The following is an 18,510-nucleotide window of genomic DNA, read 5'->3' as shown; positions in this document are numbered from 1 at the left end:
ATTCAATATATAATTTATATTTTATTCCGTTTCAGAAATTTATCATGACGTTAACGCAATCACCGCTTATTTCCACAAATCCCCCTCCGACAATATTTATTTCATTTACCGTTTCACCCGTTTTATATTTTATTTTACCCTCTATCAAATTTGATATAAAATTTATATGTCCCGGCAATACGCCCTCTATGCCCGCTTCGGTCGGAATTTCGCAAAAATCCGCAAACCCTTCAAAGACCGATCCTTTTTTATCGACTACCCTTATTCTAATATTAAGAGACATTTATTTCAATCCTTTTGCCTTTTCGACAGCTTCCTCTATCGTTCCGACCATGTAAAAAGCCTGTTCCGGTAAATTGTCGTGCCTGCCTTCCAATATTTCTTTAAAGCCCCTTACGGTCTCTTTTAACGGAACATATCTGCCGGGAAAACCGGTAAACACTTCCGCCACAAAAAAAGGCTGAGATAAAAATCTTTGTATCCTTCTTGCGCGATTTACCGTTAGCTTATCGTCTTCCGAAAGTTCGTCCATACCCAAAATAGCAATTATATCCTGCAATTCCTTATATTTTTGAAGAACCGCCTGAACGTTCCTTGCAACTTCGTAATGCTCGTCCCCAATGATATTTACGTCTAACGCCCTCGAAGTAGAATCAAGCGGATCGACCGCCGGATAAATCCCAAGATCGACAATCTGTCTTGAAAGAACCGTCGTGGCATCCAAATGAGAAAACGTGGTTGCCGGGGCCGGGTCGGTCAAATCGTCTGCCGGAACATAGACCGCTTGAACGGACGTAATCGAACCCTTCTTCGTACTGGTAATTCTTTCTTGAAGCTCGCCCATATCGGTCGCGAGGGTCGGCTGATAGCCCACGGCGGACGGTATTCTGCCCATAAGCGCACTGACCTCCGAATTTGCCTGCGCAAACCTGAAAATATTATCTATGAAAACCAATACGTCCTGTCTTTCTTCGTCCCTAAAATACTCTGCCATAGTAAGGGCGGAAAGGGCGACCCTTGCTCTTGCTCCGGGAGGCTCATTCATCTGCCCGTAAACCAAAACCGTTTTATCTAAAACTTTAGATTCCTTCATTTCCGTCCATAGATCCGTTCCTTCCCTTGTTCTTTCGCCAACGCCGGCAAAAACGGAATATCCGCCATGCTCTATTGCTATATTATGAATAAGTTCCATAACCAACACTGTTTTTCCTACACCTGCGCCCCCAAATAACCCCGCTTTTCCACCCTTTAAATAGGGTTCCAACAAATCTATAACCTTAATACCGGTCTCTAATATCTCAACGGTCGTAGACTGCTCCTCAAATGCCGGGGCAGGTCTATGGATAGGAAGCCTCAATTTAAATTCTACGGGGGGTAACTCGTCTACCGGTTCGCCTATAACGTTGAATATTCTTCCCAATACGTCTCTTCCCACGGGAACCGTTATTTTGTTGCCGGTATCTATTACCGTTATTCCCCTTGATAACCCGTCGGTAGAATCTAAAGAAATGCACCTGACGACATTTTCACCGAGATGCTGAATTACCTCGAGCACCAAATTATTTTTTTTATCGCTTATAGCCGGATTTGTCAACATCAATGCATTAAAAATAGACGGAAGTTTTTTGTTTTCAAATTTAACGTCAACCACCGGACCTATTACCTGCGCAACAAAACCTTCATTCATCGATAGCCTCCTAAAATTTTATTTTACGGCGTTTACGCCGTTTATAATGTCGAGAATTTCAAGGGTAACGGCTGCCTGTCTCGCTTTATTGTAAATTATCGTCAACTTATTTATGAGTTTTCCGGCATTCCTTGTAGCGTTATCCATAGCATACATTCTTGATGCCTGTTCGCCGGCAAAAGATTCTAAAATTTTAAAATAAATCTTAGTACGTATATAATCTTTGAAAATCTTATCGATTATATCATCTTCGTAACTGACGGGCTCCGTTAAATAACCGCCGCTGTTTTTATTCTCGCCGCTATCGTAAGAATCAAACGGTAAAAGCCTTTCCGCTATGGGCATCTGGTGCAGCGCGGAAATATAGTTATTGGATATCACGTAAATCTCCCCTATTTTTCCCTCGGTAAAATCATTTAACATTACATTAGATAATTGAACGGAAAGATTAGATATAGATTCGCTTTCCGAATAAAATCCCTTGAAGGCAATCTCATAATCATTTCTTTTAAAAAAATCGAAACCCTTTTTGCCGAGGATATACAGCTTAGCCGGATCGGCATCCGGAACCATCGTTTCTAATTCTTCGAAAAAAAGCTTAAACAAATTCATATTAAAAGAACCGCAGAGCCCTCTATCCGTCGAAATTATCAATATTCCCCTACTGATTTTATCGCCGTCATTATCGTTATCACGTAAATTTTTCTTATAAAACGGATGAGAATATAATACCGTATTTTTGGAAATATTATTTATAATGCCGTCAAAACTGCTTGAATAAGTCTTAAATTCGTTCATGGCTGCCTGATTCCTTTTCAGCTTGGCTCCCGCAACCATTTTCATAGCCTTGGTTATTTGTCTCGTATTTTTAACACTCGAAATTTTTCTTTTTATCGATTTTAAGTTAGGCATGATATTATCAATCTTCTAAGAAGATATTTTTAAATTTATCCAAAACGGCTATAAGGCTCGTTTTGACGATATCGTCTATCATTTTTTTTTCTCTGATATCCTTATATATTCCGGGATTATTGTTTTCTATGTATAATAAAAGTTCTTTTTCGTATTTTTTTATAGCGGAAAGTTTATAATCCTGCAAATAACCGCTGTTGGCGGCAAACAACATCACCACTTCTTTTTCAACCGGCATCGGCTTATACTGACCCTGCTTAAGGAGTTCCGACATCATTCTGCCTCTGGCAAGCATTTCCTGCGTCATCTTATCGAGGTCGGCCCCAAACTGAGAAAACGCCGCCAATTCTCTATATTGCGCCAAAGAAAGCCTCAAACCGCCGGAAACCTGTTTCATTGCCTTAATCTGAGCATCCCCTCCCACTCTTGATACGGAAAGCCCCGCGTTTACCGCCGGCCTGACGCCGGCATAAAAAAGGTCCGTCTCCAAGAATATTTGTCCATCCGTGATAGATATAACGTTCGTAGGAATATATGCCGAAACGTCTCCGGCCTGAGTTTCAATTATGGGCAATGCCGTGAGCGACCCTCCGCCGTGTGCATCGTTCAGTTTTGCCGCCCTTTCTAAAAGCCTTGAGTGTAAATAAAACACGTCTCCGGGATATGCCTCTCTACCCGGCGGTCTCCTGAGAAGCAGGGATAATTCCCTGTAAGCTACGGCATGCTTTGATAAATCATCGTAAACGATAAGGCAGTGCATGCCGTTGTCTCTAAAATATTCGCCGATAGTAGCCCCCGTATAAGGTGCAAAATATTGAAGAGTAGCGGGATCGCTCGCATTAGCGGCGATTATAGCGGTATATTCCATCGCCCCTTCCTGCATCAGGCGGTCATAAATAAAAGAGACGCTTGATTGCTTTTGCCCTATCGCCACATAAATACAGTAAACATCAGAATTCTTTTGGTTCAATATTGCATCTATGGCTATTGCCGTCTTTCCGGTCTGCCTGTCGCCTATGATAAGCTCTCTTTGACCCCTGCCTATCGGCATTAAAGCATCTATTACCTTAATTCCGGTATATAGCGGTTCATTGACCTTTTTTCTTTGCACTATGCCTACCGCTTTTTTCTCTATTGCCGAATATTCAGTCGCTTTGATAGGATTTTTGCCGTCTATGGGTCGTCCAAGTCCGTCGAGAACCCTGCCTAAAACCCCCATACCTATCGGAACCTCGGCAATATTGCCGGTCCTTTTTACCGTATCGCCTTCTTTAACTAAAAACTCTTCGCCTAAAATTGCAACACCTACATTATCCTCTTCCAAATTCAAAACGTAACCGTAAACATCGGGAGAAAATTCCAGCATTTCACCTATCATGGCATTTTTAAGCCCGTATATTTTTGCAACGCTATCCCCGACGGATAGGACTACTCCTCTCTCGCTTATATCAATATTTTTAGTATAAGACTCTATCTTGCTTTTTATTATATCCGTAATCTCAGAAGCCTTAATTCCCATAAATAAATGCCCCTTGTTTTAAGTAATTATAAAAACTGCTTATTTGAGCTTTTATACTGCCGTCGTACGATATATTTTCTACATTTATAATATAGCCGGCTATTATCGATTTATCGGCTCTATTTGTTATAACTACCGTTTTATCTGACACTTTTTCTATAATACGCTTTATTTTATTGGTCTCATTATCGTCCAATTCTTTTGCGGAAACGACATCTACCCTTAAAATATTCATAAAATCATCCCTAAAATCGGAGAATCGTATAAAAATTTTCGGCAAATATTCCATTCGTTCGTTTTCTATCAGGAGATGCAGAAAATTTATAAATTCGGCACTTAACGACAATTCTGCAGCTAATAAATTCACGATCTCAAATCTTTCCTTCTTATCTATATAAGTTTGCGACAAAAATTCTTTCAGGCATAAATTATCGTAACAGATATCAATAAACCCATCAATATCTTTATAGACCTCCTCTATTTTATCCGAATGCCGCGCAAATTCAAAGAGTGCTCCGGCATATCTTTTACTTATTTGATCGTCTATCAAACGCTTCCTCCTGCAATTTAAGAAAACTATCGTTTATCTTGCCGTAAACCTCAGAAGTCATTTCTCTTTGCATAATATCCTGCATGAATTTAAAAGACATATTTAAAGCCTCATCAAACAGCTGTTTTTTTTGTTTATCAATTTCGGATTTAGCCTGATTAATATAATTCCCTGAAATTTTCTCCGCCGCCGTTTCGGCATCTTTTATAATATTGTTCCTTTCCGTTTCCGTCTCTTTTAATGCTTCTTTTTTAATATTCTCTACCTCTGACTTAACCTCTTTGAGTACATCCATGGCTTGTTCGTAAAGCTTTTCCGCCTCTTTCTCATATTCGGCGGCCTTTTTTAACGATAATTCTATGCCCTTTTTTCGATTATCGAAAAAAGGGATTCCGTATCTAATAAATATATAAACAAATCCACCTGCTAATATGAGAGTATCAAATATCCGCCAAAAGATTTCCATAAATAAGCCAATTACTCTAATATTTTTTTGTAAATTAAATTTGCCAATTCTTCGGATTTAGATTTATAATGATTAATTATAGAAGTTTTTTCTTTGTCAAAATCTTCCACTATACGGCTGAATTTATAAGAAGCATCTTTTTTTGCGGATGAAATAATTTTTGCGGTTTTAATCATAGCCTCTTTACGATAGGTTTTTTTTATCCTATTTATTTCTATTTTTAAGTCTAATTTCTCTTTTCTAACGTCTTCAATCAATTTTGCCGCAGATTCTTCGAAATATTTTTGTTTTTCATTGTGCGAATCTATATTTTCCCGCCTTTTTTTTAAGATAGCCCTTACGGGTTTAAATAAAAACAGATTTAAAAAGTAGGTAAATATCAAAAACGTTACGGCTTCAAACAGGAGTCCCTGCCATGTTATGATCAGCTCTTTCATGTCATTTATCGCATTTTCATATTTTAGTTTGACTTTAGTTAAATTATATATCAAAAACACAAAAAATATCAATTTTAATTTACTTTATACGAATATTTTATGATAATATTTAAATATAAATATTTGACTAAGATTTTTATTATGAATGAAAACAAACAGAAAACGGATAATACAAGCAATTCTACCGTAAATACTATCCTGATTAAAGAAAACAAAATAATCGAACAAATAATGGATAATATCCTTATGTCAAAAAGGGAACTCGGCGTCACATTATTTCCCTATGACCAATTTTTTAAATCATATCTGATAGAAATAAAACATAAATACTTAGTTATAGATAGCCTTATTCCGTTTTACGGAAATAAAATATTACCAAAAACAGAATATATAAAGATAAATGCCGAATCCAACAAACACGAGATTGATAGACATTTTTTAACAAAATATAAAGACGAGATAGTTTTGGGTGAAGAACATAACTTCTTGATTTATAAACCCGAAGAGATAGTCCTGATCGAAAAAAGAAGCGTTCTAAGGGTCTCTACGAATGACTCGGATATGGCTTATGTCTATATCTTTTATAAAAATAACAACCTTTTTTACATAATACGCGATTTATCGTGGAACAGTATATCGTTTGCTTCGGAAATACCCATCGAAACCTATTATCCGCTAAAAAACGCTATGGTAAAATTTGTTGATAAAACTATTAGGATGGACTTAAGAGTTATTCATTCAACTTATGCGGGCGGTAAATATCAAACCGGATGCTCTATTACGAAAATATCTGATAACGATAGAGACCTATTGATAAATTTTATGCTTGGGATAGAAAGAAAAAACATCCGGTCTAATTTCGAGTAATCAGTTTCATTATTCTTTCCAATTCCTCGGCGGCATAAAACTCTATCGCTATTTTACCTTTCAATTCTCCGTTTTTGTCTTTGTAATCTATTGTAACTCGCGTTTGAAGTTCCTCAAGCAATTTATCTTCATAGCTTCTAATCTGAGAAGATACCGCCAAATCTTTTTCCGGTTTTCGTTTACCTCCCCGTTTCTTTGTCTTAATCGACTTAACGGCGCGCTCGGTCTCTCTTACGGTCAGCTTTTCACTAGAAATTTTATCCAAAAGAACACTCGCTTCATCATCCGAAAGACCTATGAGATTTCTTGCATGGGATGGAGTAATTTTTCCATATATGAGGTCCGTCTTAATTCCGTCCGGCAACGAAAGAAGCCTAATCATATTGGTAATAGTTGCCCTGTCTTTGCCGACCTTAGCCGATAATTCCTCATGTGTTATTTTATACTCCTCTATCAGCCTCAAATAACAACCCGCTTCTTCAATAACATTCAAATCCTGGCGCTGAATATTTTCTATCAGGGCAATCTCAAGCGCTAAAACCCCGGAAATATCCTTAATTATTACGGGAACTTTTTTAAAATCCAATTCCCTTGCGGCTCTGTATCTTCTTTCACCCGCAATTAAATCAAAAACATCTCCATTTTTAGACTTAGCCACTATCAATGGCTGAATGATACCATTCTCTTCTATAGATTTTTTCAGTTCGGCAAGCTTAGCCTTGTCAAAATACCGCCTGGGCTGATAAACGCCGGTATTTATTCTATCTACATCTATTTCAAAAACCGAAAATTGATTATCTTCGCCTGCCGTCCTATCCGCATCCTGATTAAGAGCATCCGTTAAAAGGGCGCCCAACCCTCTTCCCAACACACTTCTTTTCTTGATAGATTTTTCTTTTTCTTTCATAATCAATTGATTAAGCAACCCTGGCCAAAAACTCCTTGGTCAGTTCAAGATAATAAATTGCTCCCTTAGAATTTATATCGTACAATATTATAGGTTTTCCGAAACTTGAGCTTTCCGGAAGTTTAATGTTTCTCGGTATAACGTTTTCATAAATCTTTTGCCCGAAATACTTTTTAACTTCACTTACGACCTGATTTGTGAGGTTCGTCCTTCCATCGAACATTGTAAACAAAACTCCCTCTATATATAACGTTTTATTAAGTCTCTGATTTACAAGTTTAATAGTTTGCATCAGCCTGGATACCCCTTCTAATGAATAATACTCGCACTGCATAGGGATTAAAACACTGTCGGATGCAGTCAAGGCGTTAATAGTCAGCAATCCAAGCGATGGCGGCGTATCTAAGAAAATATAATCGTAATCTTCCCTTACCTTGTCTATTATTTTTCTCTTAATATAGTATTCTCTTGCCTCCATATTTACAAGTTCGATTTCTATACCGGCAAGGTCGGATGTAGCAGGAATAACATAAAGATTTTCCATTTGTGTGGAATATACCGCATTAGAAACATCATAATCTTTAATAAGACACTCATAAATTGTAGGATTAGATTTTTCTACTATAACATTCAACCCGCTCGTAGCATTGGCTTGCGGGTCTGCATCTATCAAGAGAACCTTCTTCTCATACGCTGAAAGACACGCCGCAATATTAATAGCGGTAGTAGTCTTTCCTACCCCACCCTTTTGATTGGAAACGCATATAACTCTTGCCATTAGTCTAAACTCACGGGAATTTTTAAAATTATTTATTAAAAAATAAGATTTAACGAAAATAATTATAACATTAATTAAATTAATAAATCAAAATTTTTAGAAAGTACAGATATTTATTCACCTTTTACTGTATGTAACGAAAATTTAACAAAACCTTAATAATATTGTAACAGTCAAGACGTATAATGAAATAAGTTTATACTACTAACTCATAGCATATCGGAGGTTAAAATGAACGATATAAAATCAAATTCTTTTTTCGAAGAAGTCCTTAGAAAAGCTTCCCTAAATGCCATTGCCGTCAGATCCAAATATATGAATCTGATAAAGAACAGGATCTCATCATCGCATTCGAAAAATGCCATAATGAATTTGAAATGCAAATGCAACGAATATGACATGAATGTTTTAGTGACCGAATCGGATGTCGGAAAGATTTATGAAAGATTTGTGAAAAAATGCATTAATTGCGACGAGATTATAAAAATAACTTTTAAATTTAAATGATTTACCAATTAATGTTTCACGTGGAACATTAATTTAATTATCCCTGTTTGAAAAATATTGATAAAATGATTTTACGCTTTGCAACAGGTTAAGATTAAACTCCAACAAAGAATAATGACCAAAGTGAGCCGTCGCCTTCTTCTCTATTATCTGATTTTTTAAATCAATCGCAGACTTGCCTTGAAACTGCGTATAGCCCTTGCCGACAAATTCTTTAGTATGGGCATCACTTGCGCCTACCTGAGGAAAACCGATTGAAACATTTACCAACGACGTAACGGCATTAGAAAATACGGCAAACGTACTTGAGTTATTAATAACCTCTATCGCATCAAAATCTAAGTTTTTAAGATGTCTCCTTATCGGCTCATATCCCTTTTTGGCGTAAGAAAGAAGATAATAGGGATGCGGTGCAATCGCCAACCCGCCCTGAGCATGTATCTCGTCAATCGTATCTATTGCCGTCATCCCTTGAGCAATCCTTTTATCCAAAAATAGGCCTATTACGTGTCCGTTCTTTGTTGAAATTTCCTCACCGATTATAACGTCGACTTCAAGGAAATCATTTTTCAAAGCGTATTCTTTTGCCTTATATGCCCCGTCAAGACGATCATGATCGGTTATAGCTATTACCTGAAATTTTCCGGCAATAAACTCGACAATGTCTTCGGGTGAACTTATCCCGTCATCACTATAACTTGTATGAACATGAGTATCAGCTTTTGAATATAACATTTTGCCCTCTGTTTTAATTTAATTAAGTATTATGTCGGGCGGCTGAATTGCCCTCTTCTGTATATTTTTCCTCCTCGCCTACGACTCTTAAGGATTGTCCTTTAGTCTCCGGCAAGGCAAATATCGTTAAAATAGCCCCTGCAAAAGATATTATCGTAAGGATCATGAACGTTCCACCCAACTTAATCGATACTATCAAAAAAGGAAAAAGTAAGGTTCCGATAAATGCTCCTATTTTGCCGGTGCCGGCAGATATGCCGTCGCCTAATCCCCTTATGGGCGTTGGAAAGACCTCTGACGGATATATGAAAGTCGTAGTATTCGGACCAAATTCGGTAAAAACGTAACTCATACCGAATATCAGCACAAACATGGCCGGAACGAGTACGTATCCGCCGAAACTCGTCAAAGAAATTATTAGATATGCCAATGCCATTCCAAAAAAGCCCAGTATTTGAATGAATTTTCTGCCTAATTTGTCCATGGCAAAAGCGGCAATCCAGTAAAACGGCGCTGCAAACACTATAAAAACAATAGTAGACAACGCAAGTCTATGTATAAGGTTCGCATTGGGCATGACGGATTTCATCACTAAAGGCCAACTTATGGAATTTCCGTAAAAAGCCCAATCCATTAAGAACCAGCTCCCCGCCGTTCCGATAAGTCTCAAATTATTGGGATATTTAAATAAATCATACCATCTTGTTTTTAACTTTGCCACATTCTCCTTGCCATATTTATTCTCGTCTACTTTTATTTTTGTTCCTACGATATCATTAATGGCCGCGACGGTCTGATTGACGTCGCCTCTTACGTTTATGCTATAATAAGGGGTTTCTTTAATTTTTCTTCTTAAGTATATAACGCTTGCCGCCGGAATTGCGCCGAGCCCCAAAAGTATTCTCCATGCCACGTCATGAGGAATCCCGACCGTCAAAACAAGAATAGCCGCTATGGGTCCGGCTATCAATCCTAATCCTTGAAGAGAAAATACCATTGAAACAAGTTTGCCCCTATCTTTTCTATTTGCATATTCGCTCATTATAATCGCGCTTATCGGGTAGTCTCCTCCGATACCGATACCTAAAATTATTCTCCAGATTATCAACTGCGTGATGTCTTGGGAAAAAGCGGAACCTATCGCTCCTATGGTTAAAATGAGAACTTCAATTCCATAAATCGCCCTTCTCCCAAAAATATCGGCAATCCTGCCGAAAAGATATGCCCCAAATGCGGCGGCAAGTAAAGACGAACTGCCTAAGATAGCTATTTCGGAGGTGCTTAAATGCCATATCGGCGCCAAAAGCGCTATAACCACGCCTATAATAAAAAGGTCGTAGGCATCGGTAAAAAAACCCATCCCTGCCGTAAACATAGTTCTAAAATGATGATGAACAAGACCGATCCCGTCGACTTTATCTAGCAGGTGATTTCTTAAATTGCCTGCTGTTTCCATAAAGATACCTCCTTAAATTAGATTAATCTTTATTCTTTCTCAATCAACTATTTAAAATTTATTATATTTTAACATTACAGTATTGCATTTTTATTACGTTAATGTTAAATTTTTGTTACAATATTTACATTGCACAGTTTGAGATATCGCATAGTGCAATGACGCAGGTTTAATTCGATTATGATATAAAATAGGCATATGAGAAATATAGGCAGGCTTACAAAAATAGTGAGGTCTATCATCTTACGAATATTGTTGATTTTATGGTACGGGACAAACACGGCAAAAGTTCAAAAAATAGATAGGCTCTAATGTGCGCCGGGTTCTTTTACATGAAGAATAGTTGCATTGCTTTAAATAATTCGGATACTAAACGGACAGCCTTTCTATAACTCTTTTTCTACCGAGAAATTTGATTATTTTCAATATAGAAGGACCGCTTAACTTCCCGGTTATTAATAATCTCAGCGTTTCGTAGCATTCTTTAGCAGGCACATTGTATATGGAGACGGTATTGTTTATCATATTTCTGATTGAATTCTCGCTAAAATCATCGACATTTTTAAAGCTGTCGGCAAAAATTGATTTTAATTCGGTATTGTATTCGGCATCGTTTAATTTAACTCTATAATCATCAAGAAATAATTTTAATTCCTCCGTTATTTCATATACAGTCCTAAATTCATTTTTTAAGAAATTGATTATTTCTAAAAATACCTCTTGCGGATACTCGTTTTTAACCCTTGCCGTCAAAGACTTTCCTGCAAATTTTTCAGCTATAATGTCGATCAAGGCATCGACGGATATTGCATTGAGCCATTTCTCATTGATAAATCTCAATTTATCTTCGTTAAAAATTGCACCCGAACTCTTTGCTCTCGTAATATCGAAAAAAGCCGCCATTTCCGAAACATCGGCAAATATCTCTTTATATCCGGAACCGGCAAATGTATTACCGGTTATGGCAAGATAATTCAGCAGCGACCCGGGAAGATAACCTTCTTTCTTATAATATTCGATATTAGAAATTAAATCTCGTTTCGACATTATTTTTCCGTCTTTGCCGTGTAATAAAGAAATATGGGCAAAAACAGGCACATCTTTGCCGAGGGCTTTAAGTATAAGAATCTGCTTAGGCGTATTGCTTATGTGGTCTTCGCCCCTTATTACATGAGAAATATTCATATCGCTATCGTCGACAATGGAGACAAAATTGTAAGTGAACCTGCTGCTTTCGGTTCTTAGGATAAAGTCCCCTATAAGTCTCGGATCAAAAACGAGGCGACCGTGAACCAAATCATGGAATTCAACGGAATTAAATTCCTGACCGCCATGTTTTAAAACATCGGCTACGCTTAAACGAATTGACGGGAACAAATTGTTTTCTTTTAATTCGGAACGCAAGATTTTTCTTTCTTCGGATGAAAGTTTATAGCACTTTCCATTATAAACATACGGTTTCTTTGACTTAATGGCAAGTTCTTTAGACTTTAAAATATCTTCTCCGGTACAAAAACACTCGTAAACCAAACCTTTCGTTTTCAAAATATCGAGGTAATTTTCATAAACCGCCGTTCTTTCCGACTGCCTATAAAATTCATCCCATTTGATATCAAACCATTCCAAATCACTTATAATAGAATATTCATATTCCTTTTTATTTCTAAGCTTATCCGTATCGTCTATCCTTAAAATGAAATCCCCTTTATTTTGTAGAGAGAACAGATAATTAAACAATGCCGTTCTTACTCCGCCTATATGGAGATTACCTGTCGGACTCGGTGCAAACCTGACTCGCGTCCGATTAATCAAATCTTCTTTCATTATAATTTAGCCTTTTTATATTTTTATTTTGGTCCTGAATTTATTATAACTATTCAAAGTAAGAATATGAATCTATCTAAACAAGTTTGTTCCGGATAGGATTTTAATTCTATAAAATGGATTATACCGCCGATAAAAATGGCGATTTTTAGGCTTACGACAAAATAAGCAGCCGTTCCCATTCATGGGAACGGCTGCTTATTAAACTTATAATTTTACCCTCTTGTCCCCATCATACAGATAAACGGCCGTATCGGCTTCATCTTTAGTACGATCATGCGAGCCGTCGCAATACGGAAGACTGCGGGAAAGACCACATGCGCAAATATACATCGGAAATTTCGCATCCTTTTCTTCTATCACGATCGGTAATCTCTTTTCGTGTTTGACGATTCTCGGCATAACAACACCCCCATTTTTAAATTGTTCTTAAATATCTAAAATTTACATCCATTACTTCATAAACGTTTTATTTATTAATAGTAAAACATCGAATGCCTTATGTCAAATTACATGCCGCATGTCGGAAAAAGGGGCTGCATTACATATATTTTCACGAGCGCGTATGTTATAATAATTCATTCAAAAATTAATAACAATCGATTTCATGGAGGGTATCCTTATGATTATAGTTACCGGCGGTGCCGGATTTATAGGTTCCAATATCGTAGAAGCTCTTAATAAAAAAGGCAAAACGGATATTTTGGTCATAGACGATCTTACCGACGGCAAAAAAATGCATAATCTGACAGATTTGGATATTTTGGATTATATGGATAAGGATGATTTTATAACAAATATTAAATCCGGATACAACTTTGGAAATATTGAGGCGATTTTTCATGAAGGCGCATGTTCTTCCACTACGGAATGGGACGGGCGGTTCATAATGAAAAACAACTTTGAATATTCTAAAGAACTGCTAAAGTGGTGTCTGAAAACGGGAGCACAATATATATATGCTTCCTCCGCTTCCGTATACGGTACCGGCAAAAAAGGATTCATAGAAAACAGGTCATGCGAGCATCCGATCAACATGTATGCTTATTCTAAGTTTCAATTTGATCAGTATATCCGAAGCGTCATGAAAAAAGGTGGGGTAAAATGCCAGATTGTCGGCTTCAGATATTTTAATGTTTACGGGCAAAGAGAGACCCATAAGGGAACCATGTCAAGTGTTGCGTTTCACTTTAACAATCAGATACTTACAAACGGAAAGGCAAGACTTTTCGAAGGAACCGACGGGTATAAAAACGGAGAGCAAGAACGCGATTTCGTATATGTCGAAGACTGTGTCAGAGTTAATTTGTGGTTTTTGGAACATCCCGAAAAATCCGGCATATTTAATATAGGAACCGGAAAGGGACGATCCTTTAACGACGTTGCAAATGCCGTCGTTAAATGGCATGGTTCTGGGAATATCGAGTATATTCACTTTCCCGATAACCTTAAAGGCGCATACCAAAGTTTTACCGAAGCAAATATAACCGCTTTACGCAATGCAGGATACGAAAAACCCTTTCTTTCCGTTGAAGAGGGGGTTAAAAAATACTTAGACCGGCTGAATAACGGAGATAAAGACTGATTGCCGTGTTAAAAACATTACAATCTTATGCCTTCATGTTTCACATGAAACATGAAGGCATAAGATTGTAAATATACTGCGAATAACGACATAGAATAACCTATAGGCAGAAAGTTATTCTCTTATCATACCTTTCAAAATATCCAAATCTATTTTATGTTCATTATCGCTTCCGGGTGTCTCGACTATTAACGGAATGCCTTTAAGCCTTTTGTCGTTCATTATAAACCCGAAAGCATCCTGACCGATATAGCCCTTCCCTATCGAAGCATGTCTGTCTACATTAGAACCCAAGGGTTTTAGAGAATCATTAATGTGAACCGCTCTCAGCCTATCAAGCCCAATAATATTATCAAAATCATCCATATATTTATTATATGCCTGTAATGTCCTTATATCGTAACCCGCCGCAAAAATATGGCACGTATCGATGCAAACGCCAAGCCTCATATTGCCCTCAAGCAGTTCGATAATCCTGACAATATGTTCTGATTTATATCCTATTTGATTACCCTGTCCGGCAGTCGTCTCTAAGACTAAATTCACATCCTCAGATTCTTCTGTTTGCTTTATAATTTCGTTTAAATTTAAAGCTATTTGCCGTATTGTCTCGTCCTCGGTTAAATGCTTGTTTGAACCGGGATGAAATATTAACGATTTTATGTCAAGTAGCCTGCATCTTTTAATTTCATTTACAGCGGCTGCCACAGATTTTTCTCTTACAAATTCATCCGTGCTTCCAAGGTTGACTAAATATGAAAGGTGGGCAACCACCGTTAATCCATCCTTTAATACGCATCTTTTAAAAGAATCAATCTCATTAAAGTCAAGTTCCTTGGCAGACCACTGCAACTGATTCTTCGTAAATATTTGAATGGCATTAGATGCGGTATTTTGTGCATGCAGGCAGGCATTCGCCAACCCTCCTGCAATAGAAACGTGTGTGCCCAATAAAATTTTCATCATAAATCAGGAAATAAAATTTATTTATTATTCTTTAGTTTTAAAAATTATATCATGATTATACAATAAGATAAACAATACGAATGAGTTAACCGCCATTAATCAATATATGGTTCACTCGAAGATGTATGATAATTGGGGCTACGGTGATCTCCATAAAGAAATTGAAGAACGCGCAATAGATGAGATGAAACATGCCGAAGAACTAATCGGCAGAATATTGTTCCTTGAAGGTATACCCGTTGTTTCAAATTATAACAAAATGTATATCGGTTCTACGGTTGAACTAATGCATAAAAATGACAGCAAGTCTGAAGAGGGCGCGGTTGAATCCTATAATGACGATATCAAATTTGCCGCTGAAATTAAAGATAACGGAACGAAGACCTTATTACAATCAATATTAAAAGATGAAGAAGAGCACTTAGATAAGATAGATGAATATCTGGGACAAATAGAACAGATGGGGCTTCAGGTTTACCTATCCACATGTATAAAATAAATTTAAATCGGCTTGCCCGACATATCATGAAAGGACGCCGGATAGGCAAGGCGCCCTTTCATGCTTAAATCTCCGCAACAGCTGAAATGTTTCGCGCCCGCGTGATCTAAATTATATCGGAAGTATTTATCTCAATATCTTTCGGCTCAAGCATGGCATTGATAAGCGATATCTTTTGAAAATATGGCAGGTCGACGGTTGAAATTTTCTTTTCTTCTATATCACCCTTATCTAAAAGATAGCGCCTCTTTATTCCATTCAGAAGGCAAGTATCCGGTGTAATCCATTTTTGTCCGTCAAATAAAATCACATTGGAAAACGAGGTATCGGTTATCAAGCCATTTCTCGTAATAAGCACATCGGTTGTATCATCTAATCCAGACAAAAAATAGTTGATGCAGGTTCTGTCTTTATATTTAAATTCATAATTTAACGGTTTGCATCCCGAAGGAAGATGTATGTCATCCGAATCTATGATCTTTAATTTCGTTATCGTCCTTTTCACATAAGGGATAATTTGAATATTATCTACGCATTTAGCATAAACCAACCTGCACTTGTAAATTCCGATTTTATATTCGTCAGGTGACGGTATAATGGTCTCGATATTTATTTCAAACCCTGCACCGAAAAAATGCCTTATCGTGTCGTTAACCCTGCGGTTATGATAATCGATAAGCTTATAATTTCCATCCGATAGTTTAATCGTATCTATAAAATGAGGCATATAATATATTCATCTTGTTAAACTTTTTCATTTAAGTGACATTTTAACATATTATGATTAAATTTTATTAATCGACCCATAATACCATGTTGGATGACCTCTTTTCCATGTCATCCGATGTCTATATTCCTTTTAAATTGAACAGTTTTGGAACGAATTTTAGCCTCATTTATGGATTCTTACCTGAAACTTAAAAAAGCAAAAATCATGCCTATGGCAACAAACATGGCCGCAAGAAGTATTATTATTCTTGAAATTATTTTGAGATTAAGAGACTTGTTCGTTTTTTTATTCTTTTCAAGCATAGCCGATGGTAAAAGGTTAAATACTCATACGCGTAACAAATATCAAACAACATATACGCAGGCATTATCGTTTTTATACATAAATGCACACTCGCTGTTAACGACCCGGGCTATGTCAATTTGATGCACAAATTTCATGATATAATTAAGTATGTAGCAGGCAAGGGTTTTGCGTATAATAATCAAATTAGAATCAGCCACATGAATTAAAACCTTAAAAGAAGGAGTGACCATGAAAGACGAAAAGAAAAAGCTGACTACCAATGTCGGTGCCCCGGTGCCCGACAATCAAAATGTACTGACTGCCGGACCTCGCGGACCGCAGTTGTTGCAAGATATATGGTTTATGGAAAAACTCGCTCATTTTGACCGCGAGGTCATTCCGGAAAGGCGCATGCATGCCAAAGGATCCGGAGCATACGGAACCTTTACTGTTACCCATGACATCACACGCTACACTAAGGCAAATATTTTTTCCGAGATAGGCAAAAAAACAGAACTTTTTACGCGTTTTTCAAATGTGGCGGGTGAACGAGGTGCGGCAGATGCGGAACGGGATATTCGAGGATTTGCCGTTAAGTTTTACACCGAAGAGGGTAACTGGGACCTGGTGGGAAATAACACTCCAGTATTTTTTCTGCGTGATCCGCTTAAATTTCCGGACCTCAATCATGCGGTAAAACGGGATCCCAGAACAAATATGCGCAGCGCCGTCAATAATTGGGATTTCTGGACATCATTGCCGGAAGCGCTGCATCAAATTACAATAACCATGAGCGACCGGGGTATTCCATACTCATATCGTCATATGCACGGCTTCGGCAGCCATACCTTTAGCCTGATTAATGCACAAAACGAACGATCTTGGGTCAAGTTCCATTTTGTTACTCAACAAGGCATTAGGAATCTTACGGATGCCGAGGCTGAGGCTGTTATCGGAAAGTCCAGGGAAAGCCAACAGCGCGATCTCTATGAAAGCATTGAAAAAAAAGACTTTCCGCAATGGAAATTGTTTATACAGGTAATGCCGGAAAAAGAGGCCGCCGATTGTCCGTACAATCCCTTCGACCTGACAAAGGTATGGCTTCATAAGGACTATCCACTGATTGAAGTGGGTTTTATGGAACTGAACCGTAACCCGGAAAATTATTTTGCCGAGGTCGAACAGTCTGCTTTCAACCCTGCCGACGTTGTACCCGGTATCGGCTTTTCACCGGACAAAATGCTACAAGGCCGTCTGTTCTCATACGGTGATGCTCAGCGCTATCGGCTTGGCGTAAACCACCATCTGATTCCGGTCAATGCACCACGTTGCCCTGCTCACAGTTATCACCGGGACGGCGCCATGCGGGTCGACGGCAACTATGGCAGCACTATTGCCTATGAACCTAACAGCTATAGCGAATGGGAACAACAGGAGAAATACTCGGAACCGCCTCTCAATCTTAACGGCACTGCCGATCATTGGAACCATCGTGATGACAGTGATTATTATACTCAGCCCGGCTTACTTTTCAAGCTGATGACAATGAAACAGCAGGAAGTACTCTTTGCAAATACCGCGCGCGCATTGGGTGATGCCCCGGAGGAGATCAAGCGGCGTCATATCGGCAACTGTATGAAAGCCGACCCGGATTATGGAAAAGGCGTGGCCGGTGCTTTAGGCATTTCTGCTTAACCAATGCATATTGTTCCATTAACATTGCAACCATTAGTGAGGCAAAAGTTCTCGCTGATGATTGCAATGTTTCAATTTCTTATAAGCAGAGTTAACATTATTCAT

20 protein-coding genes are annotated in these 18,510 nt (G+C 37.9%); 5 read left to right on the top strand and 15 right to left on the bottom strand.

The genetic code is table 11. From position 1 onward, the window contains the following. Window positions 1-31: 31 nt before the first annotated feature. The 7 genes from ACMCNP_RS04580 to ACMCNP_RS04550 are packed head-to-tail and all read right to left on the bottom strand — an operon-like array spanning window position 32 to window position 5,571. Window positions 32-283, bottom strand: a complete 252-nt coding sequence (locus ACMCNP_RS04580) for a F0F1 ATP synthase subunit delta/epsilon (RefSeq protein ID WP_419314496.1) — start codon at window positions 281-283, stop codon at window positions 32-34. Further along, window positions 284-1,687 carry a F0F1 ATP synthase subunit beta gene (gene atpD / locus ACMCNP_RS04575; protein WP_419314493.1) on the bottom strand — a complete coding sequence of 468 codons (1,404 nt, stop codon included), beginning with the start codon at window positions 1,685-1,687 and terminating at the stop codon, window positions 284-286. Window positions 1,688-1,705: 18 nt separating this feature from the next. After that, window positions 1,706-2,599, bottom strand: a complete 894-nt coding sequence (gene atpG, locus ACMCNP_RS04570) for an ATP synthase F1 subunit gamma (protein ID WP_419314490.1) — start codon at window positions 2,597-2,599, stop codon at window positions 1,706-1,708. A 7-nt stretch (window positions 2,600-2,606) separates the two neighbouring features. Next, window positions 2,607-4,118 carry a F0F1 ATP synthase subunit alpha gene (atpA, locus tag ACMCNP_RS04565; RefSeq protein ID WP_419314488.1) on the bottom strand — a complete coding sequence of 504 codons (1,512 nt, stop codon included), beginning with the start codon at window positions 4,116-4,118 and terminating at the stop codon, window positions 2,607-2,609. Next, window positions 4,108-4,668 (bottom strand): ATP synthase F1 subunit delta, encoded by a 561-nt coding sequence (gene atpH / locus ACMCNP_RS04560; RefSeq protein ID WP_419314486.1) that lies wholly within the window; start codon window positions 4,666-4,668, stop codon window positions 4,108-4,110. The genes atpA and atpH overlap by 11 nt, the downstream gene beginning before the upstream one ends. Continuing rightward, window positions 4,646-5,134 (bottom strand): F0F1 ATP synthase subunit B family protein, encoded by a 489-nt coding sequence (locus tag ACMCNP_RS04555; RefSeq protein WP_419314483.1) that lies wholly within the window; start codon window positions 5,132-5,134, stop codon window positions 4,646-4,648. The genes atpH and ACMCNP_RS04555 overlap by 23 nt, the downstream gene beginning before the upstream one ends. 11 nt (window positions 5,135-5,145) lie before the next feature. Further along, a complete protein-coding gene (locus tag ACMCNP_RS04550; protein ID WP_419314481.1) occupies window positions 5,146-5,571 on the bottom strand; it encodes an ATP synthase F0 subunit B in 426 nt (141 codons plus the stop codon). 141 nt (window positions 5,572-5,712) lie between these two features. Between ACMCNP_RS04550 and ACMCNP_RS04545 the strand changes: the two genes are divergently transcribed. Continuing rightward, the gene (locus ACMCNP_RS04545) at window positions 5,713-6,438 is read left to right on the top strand and encodes a PilZ domain-containing protein (protein WP_419314478.1); all 726 of its coding nucleotides are present in this window, start codon (window positions 5,713-5,715) and stop codon (window positions 6,436-6,438) included. Here ACMCNP_RS04545 and ACMCNP_RS04540 read toward each other — a convergent pair. Next, the gene (locus ACMCNP_RS04540; RefSeq protein ID WP_419314475.1) at window positions 6,425-7,363 is read right to left on the bottom strand and encodes a ParB/RepB/Spo0J family partition protein; all 939 of its coding nucleotides are present in this window, start codon (window positions 7,361-7,363) and stop codon (window positions 6,425-6,427) included. The two genes, ACMCNP_RS04545 and ACMCNP_RS04540, sit on opposite strands and share 14 nt — an antisense overlap. Next, a complete protein-coding gene (locus ACMCNP_RS04535) occupies window positions 7,356-8,123 on the bottom strand; it encodes a ParA family protein (RefSeq protein WP_419314472.1) in 768 nt (255 codons plus the stop codon). The genes ACMCNP_RS04540 and ACMCNP_RS04535 overlap by 8 nt, the downstream gene beginning before the upstream one ends. A gap of 231 nt (window positions 8,124-8,354) precedes the next feature. On the opposite strand from ACMCNP_RS04535, the gene ACMCNP_RS04530 reads away from it, so the two are divergent. Next, window positions 8,355-8,630, top strand: a complete 276-nt coding sequence (locus tag ACMCNP_RS04530) for a hypothetical protein (RefSeq protein WP_419314469.1) — start codon at window positions 8,355-8,357, stop codon at window positions 8,628-8,630. A 33-nt stretch (window positions 8,631-8,663) separates the two neighbouring features. Here ACMCNP_RS04530 and ACMCNP_RS04525 read toward each other — a convergent pair whose 3' ends face one another. The 4 genes from ACMCNP_RS04525 to ACMCNP_RS04510 form a co-directional block, all read right to left on the bottom strand. Further along, window positions 8,664-9,365: a PHP domain-containing protein gene (locus ACMCNP_RS04525; protein WP_419314466.1), complete on the bottom strand. Its 702-nt coding sequence runs from the start codon at window positions 9,363-9,365 to the stop codon at window positions 8,664-8,666. A gap of 22 nt (window positions 9,366-9,387) precedes the next feature. Further along, window positions 9,388-10,821 (bottom strand): MFS transporter, encoded by a 1,434-nt coding sequence (locus tag ACMCNP_RS04520; RefSeq protein ID WP_419314463.1) that lies wholly within the window; start codon window positions 10,819-10,821, stop codon window positions 9,388-9,390. Between the two features lie 369 nt (window positions 10,822-11,190). Continuing rightward, window positions 11,191-12,645, bottom strand: coding sequence for a glutamate--tRNA ligase (gltX, locus tag ACMCNP_RS04515; RefSeq protein ID WP_419314461.1), 1,455 nt, complete (start codon window positions 12,643-12,645; stop codon window positions 11,191-11,193). A gap of 207 nt (window positions 12,646-12,852) precedes the next feature. Then, entirely contained in the window at window positions 12,853-13,047 is a 195-nt protein-coding gene (locus tag ACMCNP_RS04510) for a CDGSH iron-sulfur domain-containing protein (RefSeq protein ID WP_419314457.1), read from the bottom strand. Window positions 13,048-13,267: 220 nt separating this feature from the next. Between ACMCNP_RS04510 and rfaD the strand changes: the two genes are divergently transcribed. Then, window positions 13,268-14,230, top strand: coding sequence for an ADP-glyceromanno-heptose 6-epimerase (gene rfaD / locus ACMCNP_RS04505; protein ID WP_419314454.1), 963 nt, complete (start codon window positions 13,268-13,270; stop codon window positions 14,228-14,230). A 114-nt stretch (window positions 14,231-14,344) separates the two neighbouring features. Here the strand turns inward: rfaD and ACMCNP_RS04500 are convergent, their stop codons facing one another. After that, window positions 14,345-15,196, bottom strand: a complete 852-nt coding sequence (locus tag ACMCNP_RS04500; RefSeq protein WP_419314451.1) for a deoxyribonuclease IV — start codon at window positions 15,194-15,196, stop codon at window positions 14,345-14,347. Between the two features lie 67 nt (window positions 15,197-15,263). Between ACMCNP_RS04500 and bfr the strand changes: the two genes are divergently transcribed. After that, window positions 15,264-15,695, top strand: a complete 432-nt coding sequence (gene bfr / locus ACMCNP_RS04495; RefSeq protein WP_419315880.1) for a bacterioferritin — start codon at window positions 15,264-15,266, stop codon at window positions 15,693-15,695. A gap of 106 nt (window positions 15,696-15,801) precedes the next feature. Here the strand turns inward: bfr and ACMCNP_RS04490 are convergent, their stop codons facing one another. Continuing rightward, window positions 15,802-16,422, bottom strand: coding sequence for an aminotransferase class IV (locus ACMCNP_RS04490; RefSeq protein WP_419314448.1), 621 nt, complete (start codon window positions 16,420-16,422; stop codon window positions 15,802-15,804). A gap of 537 nt (window positions 16,423-16,959) precedes the next feature. On the opposite strand from ACMCNP_RS04490, the gene ACMCNP_RS04485 reads away from it, so the two are divergent. After that, window positions 16,960-18,405: a catalase gene (locus ACMCNP_RS04485; RefSeq protein ID WP_419314446.1), complete on the top strand. Its 1,446-nt coding sequence runs from the start codon at window positions 16,960-16,962 to the stop codon at window positions 18,403-18,405. Window positions 18,406-18,510: the final 105 nt, after the last annotated feature.

Origin of the sequence: Candidatus Acidulodesulfobacterium sp. H_13 (assembly GCF_048541835.1) — a bacterium.
Taxonomy (GTDB): domain Bacteria; phylum SZUA-79; class SZUA-79; order Acidulodesulfobacterales; family Acidulodesulfobacteraceae; genus QIJE01.
Note: the sequence above shows the minus strand (reverse complement) of the source record. Positions and strands in the feature narration are given on the sequence as shown.

Bases quoted from the DNA above. Each gene is read 5' to 3' on its own strand.
- ACMCNP_RS04580 (WP_419314496.1), bottom strand. From the start codon at position 283: ATGTCTCTTAATATTAGAATAAGGGTAGTCGATAAAAAAGGATCGGTC.
- atpD (WP_419314493.1), bottom strand. From the start codon at position 1,687: ATGAATGAAGGTTTTGTTGCGCAGGTAATAGGTCCGGTGGTTGACGTT.
- atpG (WP_419314490.1), bottom strand. From the start codon at position 2,599: ATGCCTAACTTAAAATCGATAAAAAGAAAAATTTCGAGTGTTAAAAAT.
- atpA (WP_419314488.1), bottom strand. From the start codon at position 4,118: ATGGGAATTAAGGCTTCTGAGATTACGGATATAATAAAAAGCAAGATA.
- ACMCNP_RS04555 (WP_419314483.1), bottom strand. From the start codon at position 5,134: ATGGAAATCTTTTGGCGGATATTTGATACTCTCATATTAGCAGGTGGA.
- ACMCNP_RS04550 (WP_419314481.1), bottom strand. From the start codon at position 5,571: ATGAAAGAGCTGATCATAACATGGCAGGGACTCCTGTTTGAAGCCGTA.
- ACMCNP_RS04545 (WP_419314478.1), top strand. From the start codon at position 5,713: ATGAATGAAAACAAACAGAAAACGGATAATACAAGCAATTCTACCGTA.
- ACMCNP_RS04535 (WP_419314472.1), bottom strand. From the start codon at position 8,123: ATGGCAAGAGTTATATGCGTTTCCAATCAAAAGGGTGGGGTAGGAAAG.
- ACMCNP_RS04530 (WP_419314469.1), top strand. From the start codon at position 8,355: ATGAACGATATAAAATCAAATTCTTTTTTCGAAGAAGTCCTTAGAAAA.
- ACMCNP_RS04525 (WP_419314466.1), bottom strand. From the start codon at position 9,365: ATGTTATATTCAAAAGCTGATACTCATGTTCATACAAGTTATAGTGAT.
- ACMCNP_RS04520 (WP_419314463.1), bottom strand. From the start codon at position 10,821: ATGGAAACAGCAGGCAATTTAAGAAATCACCTGCTAGATAAAGTCGAC.
- gltX (WP_419314461.1), bottom strand. From the start codon at position 12,645: ATGAAAGAAGATTTGATTAATCGGACGCGAGTCAGGTTTGCACCGAGT.
- ACMCNP_RS04510 (WP_419314457.1), bottom strand. From the start codon at position 13,047: ATGCCGAGAATCGTCAAACACGAAAAGAGATTACCGATCGTGATAGAA.
- rfaD (WP_419314454.1), top strand. From the start codon at position 13,268: ATGATTATAGTTACCGGCGGTGCCGGATTTATAGGTTCCAATATCGTA.
- ACMCNP_RS04500 (WP_419314451.1), bottom strand. From the start codon at position 15,196: ATGATGAAAATTTTATTGGGCACACACGTTTCTATTGCAGGAGGGTTG.
- ACMCNP_RS04490 (WP_419314448.1), bottom strand. From the start codon at position 16,422: ATGCCTCATTTTATAGATACGATTAAACTATCGGATGGAAATTATAAG.
- ACMCNP_RS04485 (WP_419314446.1), top strand. From the start codon at position 16,960: ATGAAAGACGAAAAGAAAAAGCTGACTACCAATGTCGGTGCCCCGGTG.